This window comes from Pseudoalteromonas lipolytica (assembly GCF_003515105.1).
Lineage (GTDB): Bacteria > Pseudomonadota > Gammaproteobacteria > Enterobacterales > Alteromonadaceae > Pseudoalteromonas > Pseudoalteromonas lipolytica.
This window is the reverse complement of record NZ_CP032090.1, coordinates 2,720,454-2,747,168: the sequence shown is the minus strand read 5'-3', so window position 1 is coordinate 2,747,168 and position 26,715 is coordinate 2,720,454. Positions and strand designations below refer to the sequence as shown.

The following is a 26,715-nucleotide window of genomic DNA, read 5'->3' as shown; positions in this document are numbered from 1 at the left end:
GTTAGAATACAAGCCTCGTAGCACACCGTGTTACGAGGCTTTTTTATTTCTATACCACTGTCGATTGGTATCCAAAAGGTGAGTTGCTATGAATAAAGTGTTTTATCGCCAAGGCTTTGTGGCCTTTTTCCTACTAACTGTTACTTTACTCATGGCTGGTTGCAGCCAAGCAGATAAAGCCCAAGAGCTCTATCTTGAAGGTAAGACCATGGGAACGACATACCACATTAAAGTATTTGCTGAACCTTCTAAGCTAGAAGGGATTGATTTGCACCCTGAAATTAAGCAAGTGTTGAAAGAGGTTAATCAATCTATGTCGACGTATATTCCAGACTCAGAAATTAATCAATTTAATCGCTTGCCTGCAGGGCAGGTTATGCCGATCAGTGATGATTTTCGTCAGGTCGTTGCGGAGTCTATTCGTTTGGGTGAATCTACAAAAACCCTTGATGTGACGATGGGTCCACTAATTGATTTATGGGGCTTTGGTCCAGATAAAAAACCGACTAAACGCCCAAGCGATGAAGCGCTGGCTGATATGGTCGCGAAAATTGGTGTTGATAAGCTTCAGTTAAGCGATGCTGGTCTTCTGAAGACGGTGGATGACTTAGAATTGTCATTTTCAGCAACAGCAAAAGGCTACGGTATTGATAAGGTTGCGCAAGTAATTGAAAGCCATGGCTTAGAAAATTATATGGTCGAAATTGGCGGCGAGCTTCGTGTGTCTGGTATCAAGCCAGATAATATCACCTGGAAAATCGCTATCGAACAACCCGACGCTGAGCCGGGTGTGCGCAAAGTACATAAAGTGATTGAGCCGGGCACGAATGGCATTGCAACGTCGGGTGATTATCGCATTTTCTACGAGATGGATGGGGTAACCTATAGCCACTTAATCGACCCTGAGACGGGGATGCCAAGCCGCCATGATTTGGTATCTGTTACCGTATTGCACCCTTCGGCAATGACGGCTGATGGTTTAGCAACAGCATTGACGGTAATGGGAATGGAGCGGGCGCAAAAATACGCTGAACAACATGACCTGCCAGTGTATTTAATTGCTAAGTCAGACAATGGCTTGGTCACTTATTCTAGTCCTGCCTTTAAACCATATTTGTAGCAGAGCAAGAAGCAGTTTATAATACGTGCAGCCCAGTCGAATGGGCTTGATTTAATTGCTGACGATAGGGGCAAAGCAATGTCACTTTTTCTTCTTACTTTTGGTCTACTTATTTTAATTGTGGCAGCGATGGCTGTGGGCATGATTGTGCAAAAGAAATCAATGGCCAGTAGCTGTGGTGGCTTAGGTGCCGTGGGTATCGATAAAGCCTGTGACTGTGATGATCCATGTGACAAGCGTAAAAAGCGCATGGCAAAAGAACAAGCGTGGAAAGAGAATCAAATTCTGTAACCACACAAAAAAGCGCCTAAGGGGCGCTTTTTTAATGCCCGCGATTTTTTATTCTCGAATAGGCACCTAGTTCAACCCAATTAATTTAGCACCCAGGACTGCATATTGATTTGCATGGTTTGCTGTTAGCAAAAAGGCTGCAGGAGCATGAAGTGTTGGAATCGAGGTGAACACTCTTGGACATGTATATATAGGCCATTGTGAGTTATTCGTGAGTTTATGCACCTGACCTGAGAAACAGCTATAGCCTTCTTTTAATAACGCCTTATAAGTGCTGTCAGTCAATGTGATTGGTTTCGTAATAATGTAGCTGTTGCCTATATTAAAGCTCAATTTGCTGGCATCTAATGTCTGGTAACCTTGGCGAATACTACTTATATCGCCGAGTTCTTTGATGGTAGGCAATCTACCCTTATCATTTATGGCAATATCAATCTGATAGTCACCCATCTCACTGTTTACCATCACATCATCAATGAGTAGGTCGACCCAATTATCTTTAGCATTAAATGGGATTGCATGATACTGCGCTACAGTGGCTTTTTTCCAATCACCCGTTACTAAAGAATCAATCGCCTTTTTATAAAGAACACGGTTAACTTTTCGCGCTACTTGACGGTTTGGATCCTGAGGGTAAGCACCCGATTCAATTAAAATAGTGCGAATCCCTTTTTCAGAAAACGTATCACCAAAACTGCGGTATGAGTAGCTGTCGTTGTATTTGCCTAAGTGGCCGGGGATCATGTTTTCTACCGTGGCTGCTAAATGGGCCGTAAACTGCATCGCTTCTGCACGCGTGGTATTAATTTCACGAGCTTCATTATAAGCCGGTGCGAGCACAGAGATGGTTGCTTGTTTGCCTTTTTTGCCAGCCCCATAATAGGCATTTTGATCGTGTAAGTTAAAGCCAAAATCAGGCTTAAATTGCGTTGCAGCCGCCATTAAAATTTGCCCTTCTTGGGTGCGCAGAGCTTTCGCATCACGATTAAGATCGATCCCTTGTGCATTGTGGCGCGTTTGAATGGCGGCACCGTCAGGGTTAACCATAGGAATAATGCGCAGTGTAAGCTTTGTTTGCCACTCTTTTAACCATGCCGCGTTTTCAGGCGCTGTGATAAAGGTTAAAAAATCCATTAGTGCTGCTGTTGCGGTGTTTTCGTCGCCATGCATTTGGCTCCACATCATTACTTTAATAGCGCCAGAGCCAATATCAAGTGCATTTATTGGTTGCCCTTGGTATGAGCTACCTAGCTGTTGCAAAGTAATTGCAGGGTGCATAGCAGCTTTTTTTAGTTGGGGTTCTATATCGCTGTAATAAATTGCTGGCTTATCGAATCCATGAACTCTGGTGTCTTCAATGCTGTTTGCAAATGCATGAGAACTGCTAAGTAATAAGGCGGTGGTAAGTGCATACTGGTACATATATAACTCTATTATTCTTAATTGTGTTTTAATGAAGAATATTATATTTTATCTCTCTTGGCTAATCCTTGTTCAGTAACACAATACAAGTAGATACTGAGTAGGTATGTGTTTAAACGCCATTTTTATGCAATTTTCTTTTTAGGCATTGCTTTTTGCTATATTAAATACTCTAGCTTTTTTAGATGCTTAGCTTCATATTTTGGGGTTGTTTACATTTATTTATCAGTTGAATAAACAATGCTTAACGCAGTGCTGTTAAATTCTACTTGTACCGTACGTTGACTTTGTTATACTCCACATCGAAATTTCAGTAATTACTGAAACTTTATTGATGAAGATCAAGTTGCCGCGCTTAATTATAGGGTAGAGCGTCTACCTTTATTGCGGCCAAAGTTATAAAAAGGCATGTGTTTTGCGAGTAATTAATCCGTCACAAGGTGTTAAACAATCTAGTTTCGCTAGATTGCAATTAGCTGCGCGTGCGTTTTTTGCTGGCAAAGAACTGTTGTCTGTTTTAGCCTTGCTGATCATTAATTCAGCCATGCTAATTAACGGTGCGGTAGAAGATGCACATGAGTTAAGAAGTTTATTAAGCGAAGGTGCTTTGTATGAAACACCGTTACTTAATGTATTGAGCTTTTTAGCTTACCCCGTGGTGTCTTGCCAATTATTAATTGGCTTATGCTGGTTGGTCTTCCATTTCTTTCCTGCGCGTCGTGCAGGTGTCATTTTACGTAAAGCGGCCTTCGCTGCACGTGAAACGATAAAGTCTTTAGTAGTACACAGCGCACATGGCTGTCGTGCTCCTCCTCGTGTAAGTGGTTGTCTGTAAATAAGCTTTGTTGCTTAAGTTCAGCCATTTTAGTCGTTTTCTAAGTTGTCTTTACTAAGCACCTAGTGGGCTTTCTACGTCCAAATTTCAGTCAGCTGACCTAACTATTCCCTCTCTTAACGTGGCGATAAATTGTGCTCGTTATGTGGCTAGGGATATCTGTGGCCGTTCGTTGCTACAGAAAAGCGTCGTGTACTTATCGACAAGTGTTAACTTTTAGGTTGTAGGATATTCCTTTGTCAATTCGTAACCTTTGTAATATTGCTCTAGCGTCTTTAGTGCTGGCTTTGACTGGCTGTGAAGGCGGGGTACTTGATCCAAAAGGTCAAATTGGGGCCGACGAAAAGTATTTAATCATCGTAGCAACGGTATTAATGCTGATTGTTGTAATCCCAGTGATTGCCATGACAATTTATTTTGCATGGAAATACCGTGATGGACGAGACCAAGAAATTTATGCTCCTAAGTGGGCTCACTCTAACAAGATTGAAGCGGTGGTGTGGGCTATTCCTATTATCATCGTGGTTATTTTAGGTGTGATCACCTGGCAGTCAACGCAAGAGCTTGACCCTTATAAACCGCTAGAAGGTAAAGGTGAGCATCTCACTGTTGAAGTGGTGTCTTTAAATTGGAAATGGTTATTTATCTACCCTGAGCAAGGCATTGCGACAGTCAACGAGTTGGTGTTTCCCGCTAACGTGCCTGTTCAATACAAGATTACCTCAGAAAGCACCATGAACTCGTTTTTCATACCTCAGCTTGGTAGCCAAATTTATTCAATGGCAGGCATGGAAACCAAACTGCATCTAATAGCTGATGAACCGGGTACTTTTAAAGGTTTCTCTGCTAACTACAGTGGGGCAGGTTTCACAGGCATGAAGTTTAATGCCATCGCCACGCCAACCCAAGCAGACTTTGATGCATGGGTAAATAAGGTGAAAAATTCAGGGTCTGCACTTACTAAAAAGACCTATGTTGAACTAGCTAAGCCAAGTGAATACGACCCAGTTAAATACTATGCCAGTGTCGACAAAGATATGTTTCATTCAATTGTAATGAAGTATATGCAAGCGCATGGCTCACACGGTGCAATGCAACACGCAATGCCTGAGCACTCTGCTCATAAAGGGCACGGCGAGGACGAGGAATAATCATGTCGTTGTTAGGTAAATTAACATTAGACGCAATCCCGTTTCATGAACCAATTATCATGGTTACCATGACGGTGGTTGCTGTCTTAGGCTTGCTAGTTGCAGGCTTAGTAACAAAATATAAAAAATGGGGCGTGCTTTGGCACGACTGGATCACGTCAATTGATCATAAGCGCTTAGGGGTTATGTACATCATTCTTGCGCTTATTATGTTATTCCGCGGCTTTGCTGATGCCATTATGATGCGATTACAATTAGCAATGGCTACGGGCGGTGCAAGTGGTTACTTACCACCTGAACATTACGACCAAATTTTTACGGCGCATGGGGTGATCATGATCATCTTTATGGCGATGCCGTTCATGATTGGTCTAATGAACATTATTTTGCCACTGCAAATTGGTGCACGTGATGTTGCTTTCCCATTCTTAAATAATTTAAGTTTTTGGCTAACTGCTGGCGGTGCGATATTAATAAATATTTCACTGTTTTTCGGTGAGTTTGCAAAAACAGGCTGGGTTGCCTATCCACCATTATCCGAGTTGTCGTTTAGTCCGGGCGTGGGGGTCGATTATTATATCTGGGCCTTGCAAATATCCGGCTTAGGTACCTTGCTAACGTCGGTTAACTTCTTAGTGACAGTTTTCAAGATGCGTGCACCCGGCATGACCTTAATGAAAATGCCTATTTTTACGTGGGCATGTACGTGGGCAAATATCTTAATTGCAGCCTCGTTCCCAATTTTGACTGCTGTGCTTGCAATGCTGACACTTGACCGTTATCTCGATTTCCACTTTTTCACCAATGAATTAGGTGGTAACGCGATGATGTATATCAATTTATTCTGGGCGTGGGGTCACCCTGAAGTTTACATTCTCATTTTACCTGCGTTTGGTATTTTCTCAGAGGTTATCTCTACTTTCGCTGGTAAACGTTTGTTTGGCTACAAGTCGATGGTTTATGCAAGTGGTGCGATTTCTATTTTAGGTTTCATCGTATGGCTTCACCACTTCTTCACTATGGGGTCAAGTGCGAACGTTAATGCCTTCTTTGGTGTCATGACCATGGTGATTGCAGTGCCGACGGGTGTAAAACTCTTTAATTGGTTATTCACTATGTACCGTGGTCGTTTACGAATCACAGTGCCCGTACTTTGGACTCTGGGTTTCATGGTGACATTCACCATTGGTGGTATGACCGGTGTATTACTTGCAATCCCTGGTGCTGACTATGTATTACACAACAGCTTATTTTTAATCGCTCACTTTCATAACACCATTATTGGTGGTGCAGTGTTCGGTTACTTAGCAGGTTTCGCATTTTGGTTCCCTAAAGCAATGGGCTTCAAACTTGACGAACGCTGGGGCAGAAGGTCTTTCTGGTGCTGGTTAATTGGTTTCTTTGTGGCATTCATGCCGTTATACGTGCTTGGTTTCTTAGGTATGACTCGTCGTTTAAACCACACAAATAACCCAGATTGGAACATGTGGTTATACATTGCAGCAGGCGGTGCGGTGATCATCATGTTCGGTATCTTGTTCCAAGTAGTACAACTTGTTGTGAGTTTTAAAAACCGCGAGCAATTAGATGATACAACAGGTGATCCATGGAATGGTCATACGCTTGAATGGGCGTCTGCATCACCTCCGCAGTACTACAACTTTGCAAAAATTCCCCATGTTGATGACATTGATGCATGGACTGACATGAAAGAAAAAGGCTTAGCTTACAAACAAGAAGCATCTTATAGCCCAATTCACATGCCAAAAAATACGCCAGCGGGTGTATTGATGAGCGGAGCATTAACAACGTTCTGTTTTGCCATGATTTGGCATATATGGTGGCTTGCAGCCTTTGGTTTACTGGGTGCTATCGCGATATTTATTAAACGTTGTTACACAACTGATGTTGATTATTACGTGCAACCAGATGAAATTGTTGAACTTGAAACGGCGCACAATACCGCCGCGACTAAAGGGGTGAATGCATGAGTACTATCACTGCAGATTTAAACACCTTAAGTAATGCTCAAGGTCATGTTGAAGCACATGATAGTGAGCATCACGACACAGGTGGCAACACGGTATTCGGTTTTTGGCTTTATTTAATGACCGACTGCTTATTATTTGCTTCTTTCTTTGCAACTTATGCCGTGCTGTTTATGAACACAGCCGGCGGCGTGTCAGGCAAAGACATTTTTGAACTTGATTTTGTCGCGGTTGAAACCGCGGCACTCCTACTAAGTAGTATTACATTTGGCTTTGCGATGATTTCTGCACATTCGCAGAAAAAGGCAGCAACATTAACCTGGTTACTTGTCACTTTTGCTTTTGGTGCTGTGTTTATTGGTATGGAAGTGTATGAGTTTCATCACCTAATTGCGCACGGTAATGGCCCGCAACACAGTGCCTTTTTAACGTCGTTTTTCTCTTTAGTCGGTTTACATGGTCTGCATGTAACAGCGGGTTTAATTTGGATGACAATCATGATGATCGAAGTTGTTCGTCGTGGTTTAAACCCGCAAACAGTGACACGCTTAAGTTGTTTAAGTTTGTTCTGGCACTTTTTAGATGTGGTGTGGATCTGTGTGTTTACCGTTGTTTATTTAATGGGAGCAATGTAATGAGTCACAGTGAATCGCATGTCATTAATAACTTAGAAGTACACGCACACGACACACAATCACATGGCAGTATGAAAGACTATTTTATTGGCTTTGTGTTGTCAGTGATTTTAACGGCTATTCCATTTTGGGCTGTGATGAGTGGGTCGTTTTCAAAACCAGCCACCGTCTGGTGCATTGTGACGATGGCGGTTGTGCAAATTTGGGTGCATTTAAAGTACTTCTTGCATTTAAGCTTTAAAACTGAAGACGGCAAAGCCAGCTCATTGTCATTTATCTTCAGCGCCATAATTATCGTGATGGTGGTTGGTTTGTCGGTGTGGATCATCTACGAATCGAACGCCATGATGATGTATTAAATAACAATTATTTTTATGTAATTGATATAAAGATTTACGAAAGGAGCTGGTTAGTTTGAGATTGTGTCTCCAGTTCTTACAGTCTGTTATTAGCTAGTTTCTTTCGTAATTTTGCGTTTGTGCAGAATATTAGAGGAGTCGAGGAAGTGTTTCGACGTTATTTAAATGTCACTAAACCTGGCATTATCATGGGCAATTTAATCTCTGTTGCGGGGGGATTCTTGCTAGCCTCTCGTGGCGATGTTGACCCATGGTTAATGGTCGCAACTTTGCTTGGGTTATCTTTAGTTGTGGCATCTGGATGCGCTATCAATAATGTGATTGATCGTGATATTGATGTTGCAATGACGCGCACTCGCAAACGCGTCACAGTCACTGGCGAAATGTCAGCAAAGGCCGCTATGGCACATGGCATCGTGCTGGGTGTTTTTGGTTTCACATTATTAGCCGTCTATACCAACGTGGTGGCACTCTTATTTGCTACGTTTGGTTACGTCATTTACGTCGGTGTATACAGCTTATATATGAAACGTCGTTCTGTGTATGGCACCTTTGTCGGTAGTTTATCGGGCGCAGTTCCACCTGTGGTGGGCTATTGTGCGGTAACGGGACAGTTTGATGCCGGTGCTGTGATTTTATTGGTAATGTTTAGTTTATGGCAAATGCCTCATTCATATGCAATTGCAATCTTTCGTTATAACGACTACCAAGCGGCCAGAATTCCCGTGTTACCCGTAGCGCAAGGGATCGAAAAGGCAAAGCATCACATTGTTTTATATATCGCCGTGTATGCGTTGGTTGTGATGTTATTAACCATTAGTGGTTATACAGGTTTAGCTTTCATGGCTGTAGCTTGTACAACGAGTTTTTGGTGGTTGCTTATGGCGCTCAGAGGTTATCGTCGCAATATTGATGTAAGCGGTTGGGCGCGCCAAGTGTTTGCTTTTTCGATAGTAAATATTACGGTTTTGAGCATAGCGATGGCTTTAGATTACCACTCAGTAGCTCCTCAGCTACTGGTTTTAACTTAGAAAAAAGTTGCTAACATATCCCAATGTTACAGTAGCAAAGGCCCGGTTTTTTCTCCACCGGGCCTTTTTTCGTTTCGTTAGTTAAAAAACGAGTTAGACCAATTTTTTAACTAATCCCTCACTATCATTCCGAGTAATTACAAGTGGTATCACTAAAACTGTGCAGCTTGCTCTACTACAATGCTATGACGAGCGGCTAAGCGGCGATGATCTTTATCATAGCCACCACCAATGACCGTTGCGACAGGCACATTGTGTTCAAGGCAACGCTTAAGGACTAAATGGTCGCGTTGTTCAATGCCTTGCCAGCTTATATCAAGTTTTCCTAAGCCATCTTGCTGCCATACATCAACACCTGCATCGTAGAGTACTAAATCTGGATTAAGGGTTTTTAGTAAGTAACTTAGCGTCTCATCAACGATGCCAACGTATTCTTTATCGCTAACACCTGGGTTTAAGCCAATATCGAGATCACTGGCTGATTTGCGAAATGGAAAGTTCTTCTCACAATGAATCGAGCACGTATACGCATAGGGTTGATGGGTGAGCATGGCTGCAGTGCCATCGCCTTGGTGAACATCTAAGTCAAAAATCAGCACATTGGTCACTTCGCCACTCTTTATCAGTGTTTCACTGGTGAACGCTAAATCGTTTACCATGCAATAACCCGAACCAAAATCATAATGGGCATGATGAGTGCCGCCAGCTAAGTGGCAGGCAAGCCCATGCTTTAAAGCGAGGCGAGCGGTTTGTAAGGTGCCAAGTGGGGCTGTGAATGTTCGTGCCATCAATTGTTCAGACCAAGGTAAACCAATTCGGCGCATGGCTTTTTCATCCAAGCGGTTATGCCACAGGTCATTAATGTAGTCATCGCAATGCACCAGTTCTAGTGGTGCGGGGCTGCCTAATATCGGCTGTACTAAATTATCACTGATCAGGCCAAGGCTTTGAACATGGTCATATAAATAAGCAAATTTACTCATTACAAAGCGATGGTTAGGATCGAAGCTAAAGGAATAATTAGGGTGATATACCAAGGGTAAGTGGGGGTTTAAGTACATAACTCATTTAATAACGGGATTTGCTACAGCATAGCGAATTTATTCGCCGTTGTTTACTCTGGCACGTGAATTAAGTGTGCTAACTCACGATGTAATAGGCCTTCATCGCCTAAATTCAGCTCAATCAGGCGCTTCAAATGACTGATACTGTCGATATCAATATGTTCGCAAATAAGTCCAGCATGCTGCTGTTCTACATGGCACAACTCGACTTGCATTTTAATCTCTACAGTTGAGTCGGGTAGGGTAAACGATAAAACGGCTTTACTGTGGATAGGAACTAAAAATGAATCGCTTTTGGTTATAAGCGCACCATGCAAGGATAAATCAAGCAGTTGACATTGATACTTATACTCATCAATACAAAGCGTTGCAGGGCAAGAAAATAATACCCGAGAAAACTGTCTACGCTCATTCATGGTGTGATCCCCAAGTCATTGTCGTTTCATTAACTTAATTCGCTAAAATCAGTATAGTTCAATATGCAAGGTGTGAGTGAAACGATAGCTGGTAAACGTTATCGGCCACAAAAAAGCCCCAAGAAGGGGCTTTCGAATAAGACGGTAAATTAACCAATCTTTTTATATTTAATACGCTTAGGTTGTGCGGCTTCTGCGCCTAAGGTTTTCTTCAACCACTCTTCGTATTCTGTGTAGTTACCATCGAAGAAGTTAATTTGGCCTTCGTCACGGTAATCAAGAATATGCGTAGCGATACGGTCAAGGAACCAACGGTCATGCGAGATACACATTACACAGCCTGGGAACTCTAGAATCGCGTTCTCAAGTGCACGAAGTGTTTCAACATCAAGATCGTTAGTCGGCTCATCCAGTAGTAATACGTTACCACCCGCTTTTAATAGCTTTGCAAGGTGTAAACGGTTGCGCTCACCGCCTGATAAGTCTTTAACGAATTTTTGTTGGTCGTTACCTTTGAAGTTAAAGCGACCAACATAGGCGCGGCTTTGGAATTCAAAGTTACCAATTTTTAATACGTCTTGACCGTTAGAGATCTCTTGGAAAACGGTGTTGCTTTCATCCATGTCGCCACGGAACTGATCAACGGTAGCAAGCTCAACAGTTTCACCCACAAGGATTTCACCACTGTCTGGCTTTTCTTCACCGCTTAACATTTTGAATAAGGTTGATTTACCCGCACCATTGGCACCGATAATACCTACGATTGCACCTTTTGGCATCGCAAAGTTTAAGTCGTCGATTAAAACACGATCGCCAAAGCTTTTCTTAAGACCTTTTACTTCAATAACTTGGTCGCCTAAGCGTGGACCCGGTGGAATGAATAGCTCATTCGTTTCGTTACGTTTTTGGTAATCGTTCTGTTGTAGCTCAGAGAACTGTGCCATACGCGCTTTAGACTTAGCTTGACGGCCTTTCGGGTTTGAACGAACCCATTCAAGTTCTTGTGCAATTGACTTTTGACGAGCTTTTTCAGATTTTTGTTCTTGTTGTAAACGTAAATCTTTTTGCTCAAGCCATGATGAGTAGTTACCTTCCCACGGAATACCTTCACCACGGTCAAGTTCTAAAATCCACCCAGCAACGTTATCTAAGAAGTAACGGTCGTGGGTTACAGCGACCACAGTACCTTCGTAGTCGTGTAAGAAACGCTCTAACCATGCCACAGACTCTGCGTCTAAGTGGTTGGTTGGTTCGTCAAGAATCAGCATATCTGGTTTTTCAAGCAGTAAACGACAGATGGCAACACGGCGACGCTCACCACCCGAAAGGTGTTCAATTTTAGCATCCCACGGTGGTAAACGAAGAGCATCTGCTGCGCGCTCTAATACGTTATCGATATTGTGACCGTCGTGTGCTTGGATAATTGCTTCAAGCTCGCCTTGCTCTTTTGCAAGTGCATCAAAGTCAGCATCTTCCATAGCATACTCGTTGTATACTTCATCAAGACGGTTTAGCGCATTTTTAACTTCGCTTACGGCTTCTTCAACGGTTTCGCGTACTGTTTTGTTTTCGTCTAAAACAGGCTCTTGCGGTAAGTAACCTATTTTTGTGCCAGGTTGTGGACGAGCTTCACCTTCAAAGTCTTGGTCAACACCTGCCATAATACGAAGTAACGTCGATTTACCTGCGCCATTTAGACCAAGCACACCAATTTTTGCGCCCGGGAAAAAGTGTAAAGAGATATCTTTTAAGATAGTGCGCTTAGGCGGCACAACTTTAGAAACTCGACTCATCGAGAATATAAACTTATCTGGTAACACCATGAAAAGAGCCTTCAATTTATAAGAAAAATTAACAGCCACTATTGTATACCCAAACCACCTCAAAATACAGAATTCAGCGTTTATCAGGGGCTTAATATCATGGTACTGCTTTGCAAAAATAGCGCATGCATTTAAGGAGCATAAATGCAGAGTAAGCGCCTTATAAGCATTGCACAAAGGCTTAAAAGTCATTTTTACAATGGTGTTGGCTTAAACACAATAACAAGCCACTTTTTGAGATGCTTGCTCTTTCATCGTGATTAAACACAACAGTCATTCGCAGAGGCACTGCTTTTGGCAATTTAAGGGCCTGCGCATCAACGAAACTGGCTTCCTAAGAGATTGCTTTAGCACAAATAAAAAAATCATTTGGACATCTAAACATCTAGAGGTTGAAATTTCTAACTATCCGTTCATAATTAGCAGTCTAATAAGTATGCTCGGAGCCCACTATGCCCATTACAGTCAAAGATGAATTGCCCGCAATTGTAAAATTACGTCAAGAGAACGTATTTGTAATGCCTAAAAGTCGTGCGAAAACGCAAGAAATTCGTCCAATGCGTTTGGCCATCTTAAACTTAATGCCGAATAAAGTGGAAACCGAAGTGCAGTTTATTCGGTTGTTGGCTAATTCACCGTTGCAAGTGAATGTTGAGCTGCTGCGTTTAGACACCCACCGAAGTAGCAGTACCTCAGAGCAACACCTCGATACGTTTTATCGTTACTTTTCTGAAGTAAAAGACAATAACTACGATGCCATGATCATCACAGGCGCGCCGCTTGCACATTTAGAGTATGACGACGTTGCTTACTGGGATGAGCTAAAAGTGATTTTAGACTGGGCTGAGCACCACGTTACGTCAACATTATTTTCATGTTGGGCGGCTCACGCAGGGCTTTATCATCACTATGGTTTAAAACGAGAGTTAATGCCTAATAAGCTCAGTGGCGTGTTTACGCACAAAAGTTATTTTGAGCATGCCGCGTTAACGCGTGGTTTTGATGATACCTTTTTAGTTCCGCACTCGCGCTATGGCCACATTGATATTGAAAAAATTAACAGCTGTGATGATTTAGTAGTATTAGCAGGGTCTGAGCGTGTTGGGGCGTATTTAATTAAGAATAAATCAGGCAGCCAAGTATATATAACGGGCCATCCTGAGTATGATGCGCATACATTAAAAGGGGAATATTTACGCGACTGCGAAAAGTCAGACGACGCGCCAAAACCAGAAAACTATTTCCCTGACGATAACCCAGATAACGAACCGTCGAAAACATGGCAAAGTCACGCCTTTTTATTGTTTTCGAATTGGTTAAACTACTACGTGTACCAAACAACACCGTATGATATTAACCTAGTTAGCCAAGACGTAAGGACTAACAACTATGCCGAGTAATGCAGTGAATAAACGCGAACAATTAACCGAGGCGCTCAAGCAGCGAATTTTGATCCTCGATGGCGCGATGGGCACCATGATCCAAGAACATAAATTAGAAGAACAAGACTATCGCGGTGAGCGTTTTAAAGACTGGCATGTCCTTATAAAAGGCAATAATGATTTATTAAGCCTTACTCAGCCAAAGATTATTGCTGATATTCACCGCGCATACCTTAATGCAGGTGCCGACATTATCGAAACCAATACGTTTAATGCCACCACTATTTCGATGGAAGATTACGACATGGCGAATTTAAGCCGTGAGATCAACCTAGAATCAGCCAAGCTTGCTCGCAGTGTCTGCGATGAATTTGAAGCAAAAGATCCAAGTAAACCTCGTTATGTGGCGGGGGTATTAGGGCCAACGTCAAAAACTTGTTCTATTTCGCCTGATGTCAATGACCCCGGTTATCGTAACATTAGCTTTGATAAGTTAGTGACAGCATACGTTGAATCAACCTTGGCACTGATGGAAGGGGGAGTTGATTTAATCTTAATCGAGACCATATTCGATACCTTAAATGCAAAAGCGGCCTCGTTCGCAGTAGAAGAAGCCTTTGAGCAAGCAGGGCGCACGTTGCCTGTCATGATCTCAGGCACCATTACTGATGCCTCAGGGCGAACTTTATCGGGGCAAACGACCGAAGCTTTTTATAATTCGATTCGTCATATTAAGCCGTTATCTATTGGTCTTAACTGCGCACTGGGTCCGGATTTATTACGCCAATATGTCGAAGAGTTATCACGCGTTTGTGAAACTTTTACCTCGGTTCACCCTAATGCAGGTTTACCCAATGAGTTTGGTGAGTACGATTTAGAAGCACCTGAAATGGCTGAAGAAATAATCGATTGGGGCAAGTCAGGCTTTATTAATATTGTTGGTGGTTGCTGTGGTACAACCCCTGCACACATTAAAGCCTTTGCCAAAGGCCTTGCAGGAGTTAAGCCTCGTCCATTGCCTGAGCTTGAAGTGCGTATGCGCTTATCGGGCCTTGAAGCGTGTAACTTAAACTAAGGTAGCCGAAATGACACAACAAATAGCAGTATTTACTAACGTCGGCGAACGTACCAATGTGACCGGTTCAGCCATGTTCAAGCGATTGATCATGGAAGAAGATTACGAAACCGCTCTTAATGTTGCCCGTGAACAAGTCGAAAATGGTGCACAGATCATTGATATCAACATGGATGAAGCCATGTTGGATTCAAAAGCCGCGATGGTGAAGTTTCTGAACTTGATTGCCTCTGAGCCAGATATTTCTAAAGTACCGATCATGATCGACTCATCAAAATGGGAAGTTATTGAAGCCGGCTTAAAATGTATTCAAGGCAAGGCGATTGTAAACTCAATTTCACTGAAAGAAGGTGAAGAGCCCTTTATTCGTCAGGCAAAGTTAATTAAACGTTTTGGTGCTGCCGCAGTCGTCATGGCGTTTGACACCGACGGACAAGCAGAAACCGCGGATCGTAAATTTGAAATTTGTGAGCGGAGTTACCGTATTCTTGTGGACGAGATTGGTTTTCCACCAGAAGACATTATCTTCGATCCGAATATATTTGCAGTAGCAACCGGGATTGAAGAGCACGACAACTATGCTGTTGAATTTATTGAAGGTACGCGCCGAATAAAGCAAAACCTACCGTACTGTAAAGTGTCGGGCGGGGTGTCAAACGTGTCGTTCTCGTTTCGTGGTAACAACCCCGTACGTGAAGCGATCCACTCAGTATTTTTATACCATGCCATTAAAGCGGGCATGGATATGGGGATTGTGAATGCAGGCCAGTTGGCTGTGTATGATGATATTCCGGCTGAGCTTAGAAAAGCCGTTGAAGACGTTATACTGAATACCGACTCCGGTGCGGGTGAGCGCCTTGTAGAGCTGGCTCCAAAATACTCAGGGATGGCGCAAGCTGAGCGAGTTGAAGATTTAGAGTGGCGTACATGGCCCGTTGAAAAGCGCCTAGAACATGCGCTTGTAAAAGGCATTACTGAGTATATCGACGAAGACACTGAAGAGTGCCGAGCTGCAGCTGATAAGCCTATTCATGTGATTGAAGGCCCGCTGATGGATGGCATGAATGTGGTGGGTGATTTATTTGGTGCAGGTAAAATGTTCTTACCGCAGGTGGTTAAATCGGCGCGCGTAATGAAACGCGCAGTGGCTTACCTAGACCCCTTTATCGAAGCAGAAAAAGAAGAAGGTGCCACGAACGGAAAAGTGGTTATGGCGACCGTTAAAGGCGATGTACACGACATTGGTAAAAACATTGTTGGCGTAGTACTGCAATGTAATAACTACGACGTGATCGATTTAGGTGTGATGGTGCCTGCGGAAAAAATTCTACAAACCGCGATTGACGAAAAAGCCGATATCATCGGTTTATCAGGCCTTATTACGCCCTCATTAGATGAAATGGTGCATGTTGCTAAAGAAATGACCCGTCGTGGTTTCGACTTACCCTTATTAATTGGGGGTGCAACTACCTCGAAAGCCCATACCGCAGTGAAAATTGAGCCACAGTACGATAAAGGTGTGGTGTATGTAAATAATGCCAGTCGTGCCGTTGGTGTGGTCTCTAGCCTATTGTCTAAAGAGTTAAAACCTGCGTTTTTAGAAAAAACCAAAGCGGAGTACGAAAAAGTACGTGAACAGCAATCGCGTAAAAAACCACGCTCGAAGCCTGTCACCATTCAACGTGCTCGCGATAATGCCGCACAACTTGACTGGGATAACTACACCCCACCCGTGCCTAAAAAGCTCGGAGTGACAGAGTTTAAAAATGTGTCGATTGCCACGTTAAGACAGTACATCGATTGGACACCGTATTTCATGACATGGTCAATCGCAGGGAAGTATCCGCGTATTCTTAACGATGAAATTGTGGGTGAGCAAGCGCAAAGCTTATTTGCTGATGCCAATGCGATGCTTGACGATTTAGAACAGTCAGGTGCGCTACAACCACTGGGCGTGATAGGTTTATTCCCGGCAAACCGAGTGGGTGATGACATTGAAATTTACACCGATGAAACGCGTACAGACGTGTTAACAACCTCGTGCCATCTGCGCCAGCAAACAGAAAAAACCGATTTTGCGAATTATTGTTTAGCGGATTACATCGCACCTAAAGGAACCCCCGACTACTTTGGTGCCTTTGCCGTAACCGGAGGGCTTGAAGAAGACGACCTTGCTGATGCCTTCGATGCGAAACAAGATGACTATAACAAAATTATGGTTAAAGCCGTTGCAGACCGTTTAGCAGAGGCTTTTGCGGAGTATTTGCATGAGCAGGTACGTAAAGAGTATTGGGGCTATGCAAGCGATGAAAACTTATCGAATGATGAGCTTATTCGCGAAAATTACCAAGGTATTCGTCCTGCACCGGGTTACCCTGCGTGCCCTGAGCACACAGAGAAAAAGAAAATCTGGCAGCTACTCGATACTGAAAATCGCATAGGTATGAAGTTGACGAGCTCTTACGCAATGTGGCCGGGAGCGGCGGTGTCTGGTTGGTATTTTTCTCACCCGGATTCTAAATACTATGCCGTGGCGCAGATTCAAAAAGATCAGGTTGAAGACTACGCTAAGCGCACCAACATGACGCTTGAAGAAGCAGAGCGCTGGTTATCGCCTAATTTAGGCTATGAGCCAGAGTAAAAAGCAATAACGTGCTATTCAAAAGCACCGTAAGTACTTAACTTACGGTGCTTTTTTGTTTTTATTTAAGGTAAATTGCATTTCTACCTCCGTTAAAACGCGCTTTAAAATCATACTTTCTTCCTTTTAATCAGCATTTAGCATGTGAAATGAGGCCAATATCCTTCAAATTTAAATATTTGTGTTAAAGTTATTAGTGTAAAGCAAGGAAATTAGGGTAAAGGTGTGATTGATTCAAGCAGCGCAAGTGACAAAGATAAAGCGCTATTTTTACGCGTATTTGCATTTATTGGTGCCATTACTTCTTTTGTAATGTCGGTTACAAGCTACCAAGATGGCTACATAACGCTCAGTTTTTTACTGGTTATTGGCGGCTTTGTTTTTGTATCGCCCTTTGTCCTTAAAAATCGCGACCGAACTATTGCTGTGTTAATGCTTTATGCCTTGTACTCGATGATGTGCTTTTTGATTGTGTCGGGTGGTAATAATGGAACTGGGCCTTTGTGGTTATTTATTGTATCGCCTGTTACCTTTTTTATACGAGGTTTAAAACGCGGCGCATTTGACTTAATCATACTGGCTATTGTGATTTCAGTGCTGTTTTACTTCACCGATAAGCTTGGGTATTACAGCTATCCGAATCATTATTTTACGACCCGTGTCATGCTGTGTTTTTCGATTCTTTGTATTCTTGGTGGTTTCTACGAGTATTACCGTAATAAGTACAGTCGAGAGCTTATTGAGCAACTAAAAATAAATCAAAAATTAGCCCGTATTGATGCCATGACCGATTTGTTTAATCGCCGTTATGCTACGGAATGCTTGCAAGATGCGCGTTTTAACGAAGGGGCTGTCTTTTTGTTGATTGATGTAGATAACTTTAAACAAGTGAATGACACCTATGGTCATCAAATTGGTGATGATGTGCTCACTTTCATTGCTTCAATTCTCAAAAGTGTGAGTGGCGAAGAAGACATTGTTGCTCGCTGGGGCGGAGAAGAGTTCCTTATTGTGACCCCGCAAGGACATGAGCGTAGAGCAAGACAATTAGCTGAAAACATTCACCAGCAATTGGCGCAACATGCATTTCAACAAGGGGTTCATAATTTTAAAGTGACGCTGAGCATAGGGCTTCATCAGCGGGCTTCTAACGAGAGCATTGATCACTGTTTAAGTGTGGCAGATAAGTGTTTATACCTTGCTAAATCACACGGTAAAAACCAAACCGTTGCTGAGCTAGATAGTGAAACACATTCACCTGCTTAGGTAATAAAAAACCGCCAAAATGAAGTGACCCCCAATAGTTGGACATTCCAATTACTGGGGGTCTTTTTATGTGCAAAATTAGTGACTATTTTCAAAGTCACTAACTTCGCTCTCAGCTTCTTCTTTCGATTTGCCGTATTTTTGTTGGATTTTACCAACAAGCTCTTTACGGCTACCTTCAATTTTATCTAAATCGCCATCGGTAAGTTCACCCCATTTACGTTGTGCTTTACCTTTTAACTCTTTCCAATTGCCTTCTAAACGATCGCTGTTCATCATAATCTCCTTACTTTGTTAAACATTCACTTTAATAAAAGCAACCGTTATGCCATTCATGGTTTATATATAACCAACTGAATTACATCGTTTTTATTATTATGATTAGACATAGAGTGTTACACGCCTGCAATTTGTACTGGGTTTTAAGGAAAACCTTGTAATTCTTTCATTCAATGAGAGGCTGTTCATCGTTTTTTGATACAATGGGCAAAAAGAAAGTAAGAGATGCCAGACGTGCTGCCAGTTGAAGATATTTATCAATCCCTGCTAACAACAATAAAAAATAACCCTATGGCCTTATTACAAGCACCACCGGGCGCAGGTAAATCAACATGGCTGCCACTCACATTAATGCGTGAAGGGCACTTTAAACACATTGTCATGTTAGAGCCAAGACGTCTGGCTGCACGTAATATTGCCCAGTATTTGGCGAGCCAACAAAACGAAAAAGTCGGTGAAAGTGTCGGTTTGCGTATTCGAGGGGAGTCAAAAGTGAGCCCCGCCACTCGGCTTGAGATTGTCACCGAAGGTATGCTGACCCGTATGCTGCAAAACGATCCTGAGCTAAGTGGCGTTGATTTACTTATTTTTGATGAGTTTCATGAGCGTTCAATTGCTGCAGATACCGCGCTTGCCTTTGCCCTTGAAACGCAAGCGGCATTGAGAGACGACTTAACAATATTACTGATGTCGGCCACCTTAGACGGTGAGCGGTACAGTGAGTTTTTTGACTGCCCAATAATATCCTCTGAAGGGCGAAGTTACCCGATTGATGAAGTGTATATTCCACTCAAAGACGAAAGCCGATGGCTCGATGATATACCCGCAATTATTAAACAAGCGCTCAATGAGCAAGCTGGCAGCGCATTAGTTTTTTTACCCGGACAGCGCGAAATATTACGGGTGCAGCAAGCACTAAGCGACCTTGCAGATCAGTGCGAGGTGTTTACTTTATTTGGTGAACAAAACAAAGCAGAACAACAAGCTGCAATCGCCCCTACAACGAAAGGGAAGCGTAAAGTTGTGTTGACCACCAATGTAGCTGAAACCAGTTTAACCATCGAAGGTATACGTATTGTAATTGACAGTGGTAAGCGCCGTGCAGCCAGCTTTAATTTAAAAACCGGTGTTACAGAGCTTATAACGCAAAATATTTCGCGCTCATCGGCGGTGCAGCGAGCCGGTCGCGCAGGGCGTATTGAACCGGGCGTGGTGTATCGCTTAGGGAGTAAGCAAACCTTTGAGCGTCGCAATAATCACGACGCACCAGACATTCTCACCAGTGATATTAGCCAGTTATTACTTGAGGCAAAGCAATGGGGCGCTTCACTTGAAGAGCTAAGCCTGCTTGATGTACCAAGCAAGCAACAAATTAAGCAAGCAACAGCGCTGTTGAAAATGCTGGAAGCCATAGATGAAAATGACAAGCTGACACCGCTTGGCAGTCAAATGCTCAGCTTTGGTGCCGATATTCGGTTGTCACATATGCTGATTAAAGCACAAAAATTACAAGTAACGATGCCAGGTATATATGAGCTAGCGGCGTATTTAATCGCCTTACTCGAAAGCCGCATAACGATGCCTGCCGACCTTAATTTGGCGCTGCATAGCCAGCATACAAAGCCGCACCCCGTGTTTAAACAGCAATTAAACTATTGGTTATCACGTTTGCAATTAAAAGCAGCCTTTGAGCTTAAAACGCAATACCTTGCCTTGCTGGTGGCGTTTGCATTTCCTGACCGATTGGCGAAAAAACGCGGTAATGGTTACTTACTTACCAATGGCGCAGGTGCTGATTTAAGTGAAGAGTTTTGGCATAACGATGACTACATTGCCATTGCCAGCATGGGCGGCCATAAAGGGAGTCGCGTATTTGCTGGCGTGGCGTTTGTGCCCAGTGAACTTGAAGATGAACTCGGCCATTTATTCACATCGCAGACGCGATGTGAATACGACGAAAAAACAGGACGTTTCATCCATCAAGATGAAGTAAAACTAGGGGCTATCACAGTATCAAGTCAGCCAAGTAAACAGCCGCTTGATAAAGCTCAGCGCACTCAAGCGTGGTTAAACTTATTTAGCAAGCATGGTTTTCAGTTATTTAATGAGCAAACTGACAATGAACAGTTACTCACTCGTATGAGTTTGGCAAGCACGCTGTTGCCAGAGTCATTCCCGACCATTAATCGAGATGAACTACGTGCACATAGCCAATGGTTAGCGCCTTACCTGAGTGATATTAAAAATCTTGAGCAGTTAAAAAAGTTTAATTACGGCGAAGCACTAAAAAATTGTTTTGATTGGCAACAACAAAGTGCATTAAATGAGTTACTGCCATTGCGTTTAACTGTGCCAAGTGGCTCTAATGTAAGAATTACCTACCAGCTCGATGGCCCTGCAAAGCTGAGTGTGCGTATGCAAGAAGTGTATGGCATGACCAGCACACCTTTGCTTGCACAAGGTAAGTTACCGTTATTAATGGAGCTTTTATCACCTGCAAAACGGCCTCTGCAGCTTACTCAAGATTTAGCGAATTTTTGGCAAACCAGTTACCGCGACGTACAAAAAGAGATGAAAGGGCGTTACCCAAAACACTTTTGGCCAGACAACCCAGCCACGAGCCAAGCAACAAATAAAGTAAAAAGTAAAATGTAAAGTAAATAGCAAGCCAAGCGAGTAGCCGGGCTTTATAGTGACCCATCTAATTAAGTTTGCCACGGTCATAACCCGTTACAATTTCCTGCACTGTATAGGTTTCGTTTTTACTGTCTCTTTAGTAGTCTGATAAGGTCAATATCAAAAGAGAATGCCAGTGTCTACGCCTATAACCCTTGCTCAATACGTTAAAAAACGCACCGGTGTGCCGCTGGGGCATAAAGACTCGATGCGTAATATGCTGAGTCGTTCGTTAGGTGCAAGTTCGTTTTATTTATTTTGGCGTTATTGGAATCCCATTTGGAGCTACTACTTATCGCGCTACGTAATGAAACCCAGTAATGAGGTGCTGCCAGTTTGGTGTGCTGTACTGGTAACCTTTGCCGTTAGCGGCGCTTTACATGATTTAGCGGTGAGTATAGTAAAGTTAAAACCGGTGTTCTTTTTTACTCCCTGGTTTAGTGTCATGGCTGTGGTGGTGCTTATTACTCAATTTAGTCAATTACAGTTTAGCTTTGCCCCCTGGTGGGTAAGGGCGCTCGCCAACATCAGTTTTATCGTGCTGAGCTATTGGTTGACGAGCTTACTGTTTTAAATGCTTTAAATATAATGTGGTTATTTTAATACTCAGCCGCAGTGTCTTTAACTAAGTAATTGCTAATTACAGTCTTTGTCGTTATTTTAGGTTTAAGATTAATAGAATAACGAACAAGGAATAACAATGAAGCATCTTTATTTTTTAGCTATTTGCCTGCTTAGCGCATTTAGCAGCCAAGCAAAGCAAGCTAACCCGGAGCTCGCAGCGCTGGCACAGCAATACTTTAATACCATGGTCGCAACGCAAGCGCCTAACGCCACTAAAAAAGAATTAGAGGCCTTTTTAGCTTTATTAACAGACGATGTAGCAAACCAACATTTACCTTATCAAACTGATGATTCAAGAGAGCCAGATGGTAAAGCGATGATGCGCAAAGGGATGACTTTTTACCTTGGTGCACACACTGAATATCAAGCCAACTTACTAGATACCTTCATTTTTAATGACTCAGCCATTGCGTTGCGTTACACCCATCACGCAAAAGGTATCCACCCGCAAAATCAGCAAGCCATTGAGTACACGCAAACCATCATGGATGTACTCGAAATAGAAAATGGCAAGGTAGCCGTTATTCGAAAATACCATGAATGATCTTAGCTGTACTTTTAACGTATCGTGAGCGCTTGAATAAGCGCTTTTTTAATAAAAACAACCCGCAAAAAATAACCTCCGCTTCCTACTTATTTGCCTAAATTCATACTTTTTAGACTTTATTTTGCATAAATTTAAAACTTTTTTATATCTCGAATAATAAACTGAATAACAGAGGCTTAGCTAAACTTTAGTGGGTCGGTTTTCGGGTGTTTACAATTTGTCAACCTTGAATTGGCAAATTGATTACCTTACCATTTATTTTAATTGAACGTTCAATCAATAAAAAATTATGCCGAAAGTTGGAATGGAACCTGTTCGCCGTCAGCAGTTAATTGACGCCACAATTGAGTCGGTTGCAGAGCTTGGTTTGCAAGGCACCACCATAAATAGCATTAGTAAAAAGGCCGGCTTATCGTCGGGCATTATCAGTCATTATTTTGGTGGTAAGCAGGGCTTGATTGAAGCCACTGTGCGTTATTTATTGTCGAGCTTAAAGAGTGCTTTATTGAATCGAGTAACGCAACAAACCAGCCCTGAGCAACGACTGATGTTTATCGTTGAAGCAAACTTTTCGCGTACTCAGCAGCAAAGCAATAACACCAAAACCTGGTTGAGCTTTTGGGCGCATTCAATGCACGACGCTCAATTGCATCGCTTACAAAACGTTAATAGTAAACGTTTGTTTAGTAATTTATTGAGCTCATTCAAACAGTTAATGAGCGATAGCGATGCTAATTTAGCTGCTGAGTTAAGTGCAGCCATGATCGATGGTTTATGGTTAAGAGCCGTATTAAGAAAGTCAGACCAAGATCAATTTGAACATTGTGAGCAATTAGTAAAAGACTACATTCGTTCACTAATAAAACAGTATGGAGCCTAAAATGACCACACCTGTTTACGAAAATTTTATAAATGGCCACTTTTTGAAGAATCAAAGTGGCGATACCTTTGCGGTAAAGAACCCAGCGACAGACGAGGTGATTTATTACGTTGAAGTGGCCGATGAGTTTATTCAAAACGCCGCTATTGAAAGTGCGAAGCAAGGCTTTGCTGCTTGGTCTGCAATGACCCCGATTGAGCGTAGTCGCATTTTATTAAAAGCGGTGTCTATTTTGCGTGAACGTAATGATGAACTAGCAAAAGTTGAAGTGCTTGATACGGGTAAACCATGGCAAGAAGCTGAGTGTGTTGATGTAGAAACTGGCGCAGACGTGATTGAGTATTTTGCTGGTCTTGCGCCTGCTCAAGTAGGTCAGCAGCAAATGGTCGGTAATGACTTTTATTACACGCGTAAAGAACCTTTAGGTATTTGTGCGGGCATTGGCGCATGGAACTACCCACTGCAAATTGCGTGTTGGAAATCAGGCCCCGCACTCGCTGCAGGTAATGCGGTGATTTTTAAACCATCAGAAGAAACCCCACTGGGTGCCATTAAACTTGCTGAAATATTTATCGAGGCAGGTGTACCAGCAGGTGTATTCAATGTTGTACAAGGGGCTGGCGAAGTAGGTCAATGGCTAACAGCAAACCCAGACATCGAAAAAGTGTCGTTTACGGGTGAAGTAGGCACAGGTAAAAAAGTGATGGCAAGTGCTGCGGGTTCACTAAAAGACGTGACCATGGAGCTTGGCGGTAAGTCACCGCTGTTAGTGTTTGATGATGCCGATGTTTCACAAGCGGTAAGTGCCGCAATGCTAGGTAACTTTTATACTCAAGGCGAAGTTTGTACTAACTGTACACGAATTTATGTGCACAAAAATGTGTATCAGCAGTTTATTGATGAGCTGAAAACACGCACTGAGCAAAATATTATTGCTGGCGACCCAATGGACCCTGAGGTGAATTTAGGGGCGCTGATCTCTAAAAAACACCAAGAGTTGGTGCTTAGCTATATCGATAAAGGTATTTCAGAAGGGGCGACGTTATTAACCGGTGGTAAGGCTTTATCACCTGCCTCAGCACCGAACGGCTATTTTGTAGAACCGACCATTTTCGTTGATTGTAAAGACGACATGACCATTGTTAAAGAAGAAATCTTTGGTCCGGTAATGAGCGTATTAGTCTTTGATGACGAAGACGATGTGATTCGCCGTGCGAACGATACTCACCTCGGTTTAGCTGCGGGCGTGTTTACGAAAGATATTCAACGTGCCCACCGTGTTATTCATCAATTACAAGCGGGTATTTGTTGGATTAATAGCTATGGTAACTCACCAGCAGAAATGCCTGTAGGCGGTTATAAGCAATCGGGAATTGGTCGCGAAAACGGCATTGAAACACTTGATCACTACACCCAAACAAAATCGATTTACGTGGGTATGAGCAATATAGAGAGTCCATTTTAATGAGTACACAGAACTATGATTACATCATAGTCGGTGCAGGCTCAGCAGGCTGCGTGTTGGCTAACCGACTATCAGCAGACCCTTCAAACAAGGTGTTATTACTTGAAACGGGTGGTAGCGATAAAAGCATCTTTATTAAGATGCCTACAGCGCTGTCAATTCCAATGAATACTGATAAATATGCATGGCAGTTTCACACTGAGCCAGAGCCTTATTTAGATAACCGCCAAATGCACTGTCCTCGCGGGAAAGTACTAGGTGGTTCGTCATCTATTAACGGCATGGTGTATGTCCGAGGCCATGCAAAAGATTTTGATGAGTGGCAGCAGCATGGCGCAGAAGGTTGGGATTACCAAGCCTGTTTGCCTTACTTTAAACGCGCTGAATCGTTTTATTTAGGGGGAGATAGTTACCGTGGTGATAACGGCCCATTAGGGGTTAATAACGGTAATGAAATGGCGAACCCTTTATACAAAGCGTTTATCGAAGCGGGCCAACAAGCAGGGTATGCTCACACCGATGATTATAACGGTGCACAGCAAGAAGGTTTTGGGCCAATGCACATGACTGTGAAAAATGGTGTGCGCAGTTCGGCAAGTCGTGAGTATTTAGACCCCGTTAAGTCACGTAAAAACTTAACCGTGGTAACCGGCGCATTAGCTGAAAAAGTATTGCTTGAAGGTAAAAAAGCAACCGGTGTTGAATTTTCTTTATCGGGTACTAAACAGCAAGCGTTTGCCACAAAAGACGTTATTTTAAGTGCCGGTCCAATTGGCTCGCCGCATATTCTTCAGTTGTCTGGTATTGGCGATAAAGAGGCACTCACTAAAGCGGGTGTAGAGGTTAAACACCACTTACCGGGTGTGGGCAAAAACTTACAAGATCATTTGGAGTTTTACTTTCAATATAAGTGTAAGCAGCCAATTACTTTAAATGGCAAGTTAGGGCTTATTTCTAAAAGCTTAATTGGGGCGCGTTGGTTATTAAACCGCTCAGGTTTAGGGGCGACGAACCACTTTGAATCGTGTGCGTTTATTCGCTCAAAACCGGGAGTTGAATGGCCGGATATTCAATATCACTTTTTACCAGCAGCGATTCGCTACGATGGTAAAAGTGCCTTTGATGGGCATGGCTTCCAAGTACATGTTGGTCATAACAAACCAAAAAGCCGTGGTGAAGTAACCATTAAGTCGGCTGATCCTAGCATTGCACCCAAAATTCAATTTAATTACTTACAACACAAAGATGATATTGAAGGCTTTAGAGCTTGTGTTCGATTAACCCGTGAAATCATTGAACAAAACGCTTTTGACGCGTATCGCGATGATGAAATTCAACCGGGTAAAAATGTGCAAAGCGACGAAGAAATCGATGCATTTGTTCGTCAAGCGGTCGAAAGTGCTTATCATCCTTCGTGTTCGTGCAAGATGGGTGAAGACGAGATGGCAGTCGTTAACTCGCAAACTCAAGTACACGGCATTGAAGGTTTAAGGGTCGTGGATTCGTCTATCTTCCCAACCGTTCCAAACGGAAATTTAAATGCGCCTACCATTATGGTGGCAGAAAAAGCGGCAGATCTAATTTTAGGTAAGCCTTTATTAACGGCATCAAGCGCAGATGTTGCTATGGAAAAACAATGGCAATCAACGCAGCGTAGTTCGGAGATTTAATAAGGCCACCCGCAGTGTCGGCTGTGGGGCTTGCAGTGGCGCGCATCATAAGTTGTTTGTGATGCGTTAATGCGA

The 26,715-nt window shown here is 42.8% G+C and carries 23 protein-coding genes; 18 read left to right on the top strand and 5 right to left on the bottom strand.

Going from position 1 to position 26,715, the window contains the following annotated elements; all coding sequences use genetic code 11:
* Window positions 1–88 precede the first annotated feature (88 nt).
* Window positions 89–1,120, top strand: coding sequence for an FAD:protein FMN transferase (locus D0907_RS12370; protein ID WP_118844573.1), 1,032 nt, complete (start codon window positions 89–91; stop codon window positions 1,118–1,120).
* A 78-nt stretch (window positions 1,121–1,198) separates the two neighbouring features.
* On the top strand, window positions 1,199–1,411 hold the full coding sequence (nqrM, locus tag D0907_RS12365) for a (Na+)-NQR maturation NqrM (protein ID WP_036966498.1): 213 nt from the start codon (window positions 1,199–1,201) through the stop codon (window positions 1,409–1,411).
* A 66-nt stretch (window positions 1,412–1,477) separates the two neighbouring features.
* Here the strand turns inward: nqrM and D0907_RS12360 are convergent, their stop codons facing one another.
* Entirely contained in the window at window positions 1,478–2,833 is a 1,356-nt protein-coding gene (locus D0907_RS12360) for a M14 family zinc carboxypeptidase (protein ID WP_118844572.1), read from the bottom strand.
* 415 nt (window positions 2,834–3,248) lie between these two features.
* Here D0907_RS12360 and D0907_RS12355 point away from each other — a divergent pair, with 415 nt between their 5' ends.
* The 6 genes from D0907_RS12355 to cyoE all read left to right on the top strand — a co-directional run bounded on the left by D0907_RS12355 (window position 3,249) and on the right by cyoE (window position 8,832).
* On the top strand, window positions 3,249–3,668 hold the full coding sequence (locus D0907_RS12355) for a hypothetical protein (protein WP_036966501.1): 420 nt from the start codon (window positions 3,249–3,251) through the stop codon (window positions 3,666–3,668).
* Window positions 3,669–3,904: 236 nt separating this feature from the next.
* Entirely contained in the window at window positions 3,905–4,819 is a 915-nt protein-coding gene (cyoA, locus tag D0907_RS12350) for a ubiquinol oxidase subunit II (protein WP_065978653.1), read from the top strand.
* 2 nt (window positions 4,820–4,821) lie between these two features.
* On the top strand, window positions 4,822–6,810 hold the full coding sequence (cyoB, locus tag D0907_RS12345; RefSeq protein ID WP_036966505.1) for a cytochrome o ubiquinol oxidase subunit I: 1,989 nt from the start codon (window positions 4,822–4,824) through the stop codon (window positions 6,808–6,810).
* Complete coding sequence (cyoC, locus tag D0907_RS12340) at window positions 6,807–7,442, top strand: cytochrome o ubiquinol oxidase subunit III (RefSeq protein WP_036966507.1); 636 nt, start codon at window positions 6,807–6,809, stop codon at window positions 7,440–7,442. The genes cyoB and cyoC overlap by 4 nt, the downstream gene beginning before the upstream one ends.
* Window positions 7,442–7,801: a cytochrome o ubiquinol oxidase subunit IV gene (cyoD, locus tag D0907_RS12335; protein WP_065978652.1), complete on the top strand. Its 360-nt coding sequence runs from the start codon at window positions 7,442–7,444 to the stop codon at window positions 7,799–7,801. The genes cyoC and cyoD overlap by 1 nt, the downstream gene beginning before the upstream one ends.
* 146 nt (window positions 7,802–7,947) lie before the next feature.
* Entirely contained in the window at window positions 7,948–8,832 is an 885-nt protein-coding gene (gene cyoE / locus D0907_RS12330) for a heme o synthase (protein ID WP_118844571.1), read from the top strand.
* 152 nt (window positions 8,833–8,984) lie between these two features.
* Here the strand turns inward: cyoE and D0907_RS12325 are convergent, their stop codons facing one another.
* The 3 genes from D0907_RS12325 to ettA form a co-directional block, all read right to left on the bottom strand.
* On the bottom strand, window positions 8,985–9,893 hold the full coding sequence (locus D0907_RS12325) for a histone deacetylase family protein (protein WP_118844570.1): 909 nt from the start codon (window positions 9,891–9,893) through the stop codon (window positions 8,985–8,987).
* 53 nt (window positions 9,894–9,946) lie between these two features.
* Complete coding sequence (locus tag D0907_RS12320) at window positions 9,947–10,312, bottom strand: PilZ domain-containing protein (RefSeq protein ID WP_036966520.1); 366 nt, start codon at window positions 10,310–10,312, stop codon at window positions 9,947–9,949.
* Between the two features lie 149 nt (window positions 10,313–10,461).
* A complete protein-coding gene (gene ettA / locus D0907_RS12315; RefSeq protein ID WP_036966523.1) occupies window positions 10,462–12,135 on the bottom strand; it encodes an energy-dependent translational throttle protein EttA in 1,674 nt (557 codons plus the stop codon).
* 452 nt (window positions 12,136–12,587) lie between these two features.
* On the opposite strand from ettA, the gene metA reads away from it, so the two are divergent.
* The 4 genes from metA to D0907_RS12295 all read left to right on the top strand — a co-directional run bounded on the left by metA (window position 12,588) and on the right by D0907_RS12295 (window position 18,499).
* Entirely contained in the window at window positions 12,588–13,535 is a 948-nt protein-coding gene (gene metA, locus D0907_RS12310) for a homoserine O-acetyltransferase MetA (protein ID WP_036966526.1), read from the top strand.
* On the top strand, window positions 13,525–14,592 hold the full coding sequence (locus tag D0907_RS12305; RefSeq protein ID WP_065978650.1) for a homocysteine S-methyltransferase family protein: 1,068 nt from the start codon (window positions 13,525–13,527) through the stop codon (window positions 14,590–14,592). Before metA ends, D0907_RS12305 begins: the two co-directional genes overlap by 11 nt.
* Window positions 14,593–14,602: 10 nt before the next feature.
* Window positions 14,603–17,233, top strand: a complete 2,631-nt coding sequence (metH, locus tag D0907_RS12300; RefSeq protein ID WP_118844569.1) for a methionine synthase — start codon at window positions 14,603–14,605, stop codon at window positions 17,231–17,233.
* A 225-nt stretch (window positions 17,234–17,458) separates the two neighbouring features.
* Window positions 17,459–18,499, top strand: coding sequence for a GGDEF domain-containing protein (locus D0907_RS12295; protein WP_051501725.1), 1,041 nt, complete (start codon window positions 17,459–17,461; stop codon window positions 18,497–18,499).
* A gap of 78 nt (window positions 18,500–18,577) precedes the next feature.
* Here the strand turns inward: D0907_RS12295 and D0907_RS12290 are convergent, their stop codons facing one another.
* Window positions 18,578–18,775 (bottom strand): CsbD family protein, encoded by a 198-nt coding sequence (locus D0907_RS12290; RefSeq protein ID WP_036966535.1) that lies wholly within the window; start codon window positions 18,773–18,775, stop codon window positions 18,578–18,580.
* A 237-nt stretch (window positions 18,776–19,012) separates the two neighbouring features.
* Here D0907_RS12290 and hrpB point away from each other — a divergent pair, with 237 nt between their 5' ends.
* From hrpB to betA, 6 genes are all read left to right on the top strand, one after another.
* Window positions 19,013–21,433, top strand: coding sequence for an ATP-dependent helicase HrpB (gene hrpB, locus D0907_RS12285; protein WP_118844816.1), 2,421 nt, complete (start codon window positions 19,013–19,015; stop codon window positions 21,431–21,433).
* Between the two features lie 157 nt (window positions 21,434–21,590).
* On the top strand, window positions 21,591–22,028 hold the full coding sequence (locus tag D0907_RS12280; RefSeq protein WP_065978679.1) for an acyltransferase: 438 nt from the start codon (window positions 21,591–21,593) through the stop codon (window positions 22,026–22,028).
* Between the two features lie 126 nt (window positions 22,029–22,154).
* A complete protein-coding gene (locus D0907_RS12275) occupies window positions 22,155–22,622 on the top strand; it encodes a nuclear transport factor 2 family protein (protein WP_075594438.1) in 468 nt (155 codons plus the stop codon).
* Between the two features lie 292 nt (window positions 22,623–22,914).
* Window positions 22,915–23,505: a transcriptional regulator BetI gene (gene betI, locus D0907_RS12270; protein ID WP_118844568.1), complete on the top strand. Its 591-nt coding sequence runs from the start codon at window positions 22,915–22,917 to the stop codon at window positions 23,503–23,505.
* Between the two features lies 1 nt (window position 23,506).
* The gene (gene betB / locus D0907_RS12265) at window positions 23,507–24,970 is read left to right on the top strand and encodes a betaine-aldehyde dehydrogenase (RefSeq protein WP_118844567.1); all 1,464 of its coding nucleotides are present in this window, start codon (window positions 23,507–23,509) and stop codon (window positions 24,968–24,970) included.
* Window positions 24,970–26,640, top strand: a complete 1,671-nt coding sequence (gene betA, locus D0907_RS12260) for a choline dehydrogenase (RefSeq protein WP_118844566.1) — start codon at window positions 24,970–24,972, stop codon at window positions 26,638–26,640. Before betB ends, betA begins: the two co-directional genes overlap by 1 nt.
* The last annotated feature ends 75 nt before the right edge of the window (window positions 26,641–26,715 follow it).

Bases quoted from the DNA above. Each gene is read 5' to 3' on its own strand.
- ettA (WP_036966523.1), bottom strand. From the start codon at position 12,135: ATGGTGTTACCAGATAAGTTTATATTCTCGATGAGTCGAGTTTCTAAA.
- cyoC (WP_036966507.1), top strand. From the start codon at position 6,807: ATGAGTACTATCACTGCAGATTTAAACACCTTAAGTAATGCTCAAGGT.
- D0907_RS12305 (WP_065978650.1), top strand. From the start codon at position 13,525: ATGCCGAGTAATGCAGTGAATAAACGCGAACAATTAACCGAGGCGCTC.
- D0907_RS12320 (WP_036966520.1), bottom strand. From the start codon at position 10,312: ATGAATGAGCGTAGACAGTTTTCTCGGGTATTATTTTCTTGCCCTGCA.
- betA (WP_118844566.1), top strand. From the start codon at position 24,970: ATGAGTACACAGAACTATGATTACATCATAGTCGGTGCAGGCTCAGCA.
- D0907_RS12275 (WP_075594438.1), top strand. From the start codon at position 22,155: ATGAAGCATCTTTATTTTTTAGCTATTTGCCTGCTTAGCGCATTTAGC.
- D0907_RS12325 (WP_118844570.1), bottom strand. From the start codon at position 9,893: ATGTACTTAAACCCCCACTTACCCTTGGTATATCACCCTAATTATTCC.
- D0907_RS12290 (WP_036966535.1), bottom strand. From the start codon at position 18,775: ATGAACAGCGATCGTTTAGAAGGCAATTGGAAAGAGTTAAAAGGTAAA.
- cyoB (WP_036966505.1), top strand. From the start codon at position 4,822: ATGTCGTTGTTAGGTAAATTAACATTAGACGCAATCCCGTTTCATGAA.
- betB (WP_118844567.1), top strand. From the start codon at position 23,507: ATGACCACACCTGTTTACGAAAATTTTATAAATGGCCACTTTTTGAAG.
- cyoD (WP_065978652.1), top strand. From the start codon at position 7,442: ATGAGTCACAGTGAATCGCATGTCATTAATAACTTAGAAGTACACGCA.
- D0907_RS12370 (WP_118844573.1), top strand. From the start codon at position 89: ATGAATAAAGTGTTTTATCGCCAAGGCTTTGTGGCCTTTTTCCTACTA.
- nqrM (WP_036966498.1), top strand. From the start codon at position 1,199: ATGTCACTTTTTCTTCTTACTTTTGGTCTACTTATTTTAATTGTGGCA.
- betI (WP_118844568.1), top strand. From the start codon at position 22,915: ATGCCGAAAGTTGGAATGGAACCTGTTCGCCGTCAGCAGTTAATTGAC.
- metH (WP_118844569.1), top strand. From the start codon at position 14,603: ATGACACAACAAATAGCAGTATTTACTAACGTCGGCGAACGTACCAAT.
- D0907_RS12360 (WP_118844572.1), bottom strand. From the start codon at position 2,833: ATGTACCAGTATGCACTTACCACCGCCTTATTACTTAGCAGTTCTCAT.
- metA (WP_036966526.1), top strand. From the start codon at position 12,588: ATGCCCATTACAGTCAAAGATGAATTGCCCGCAATTGTAAAATTACGT.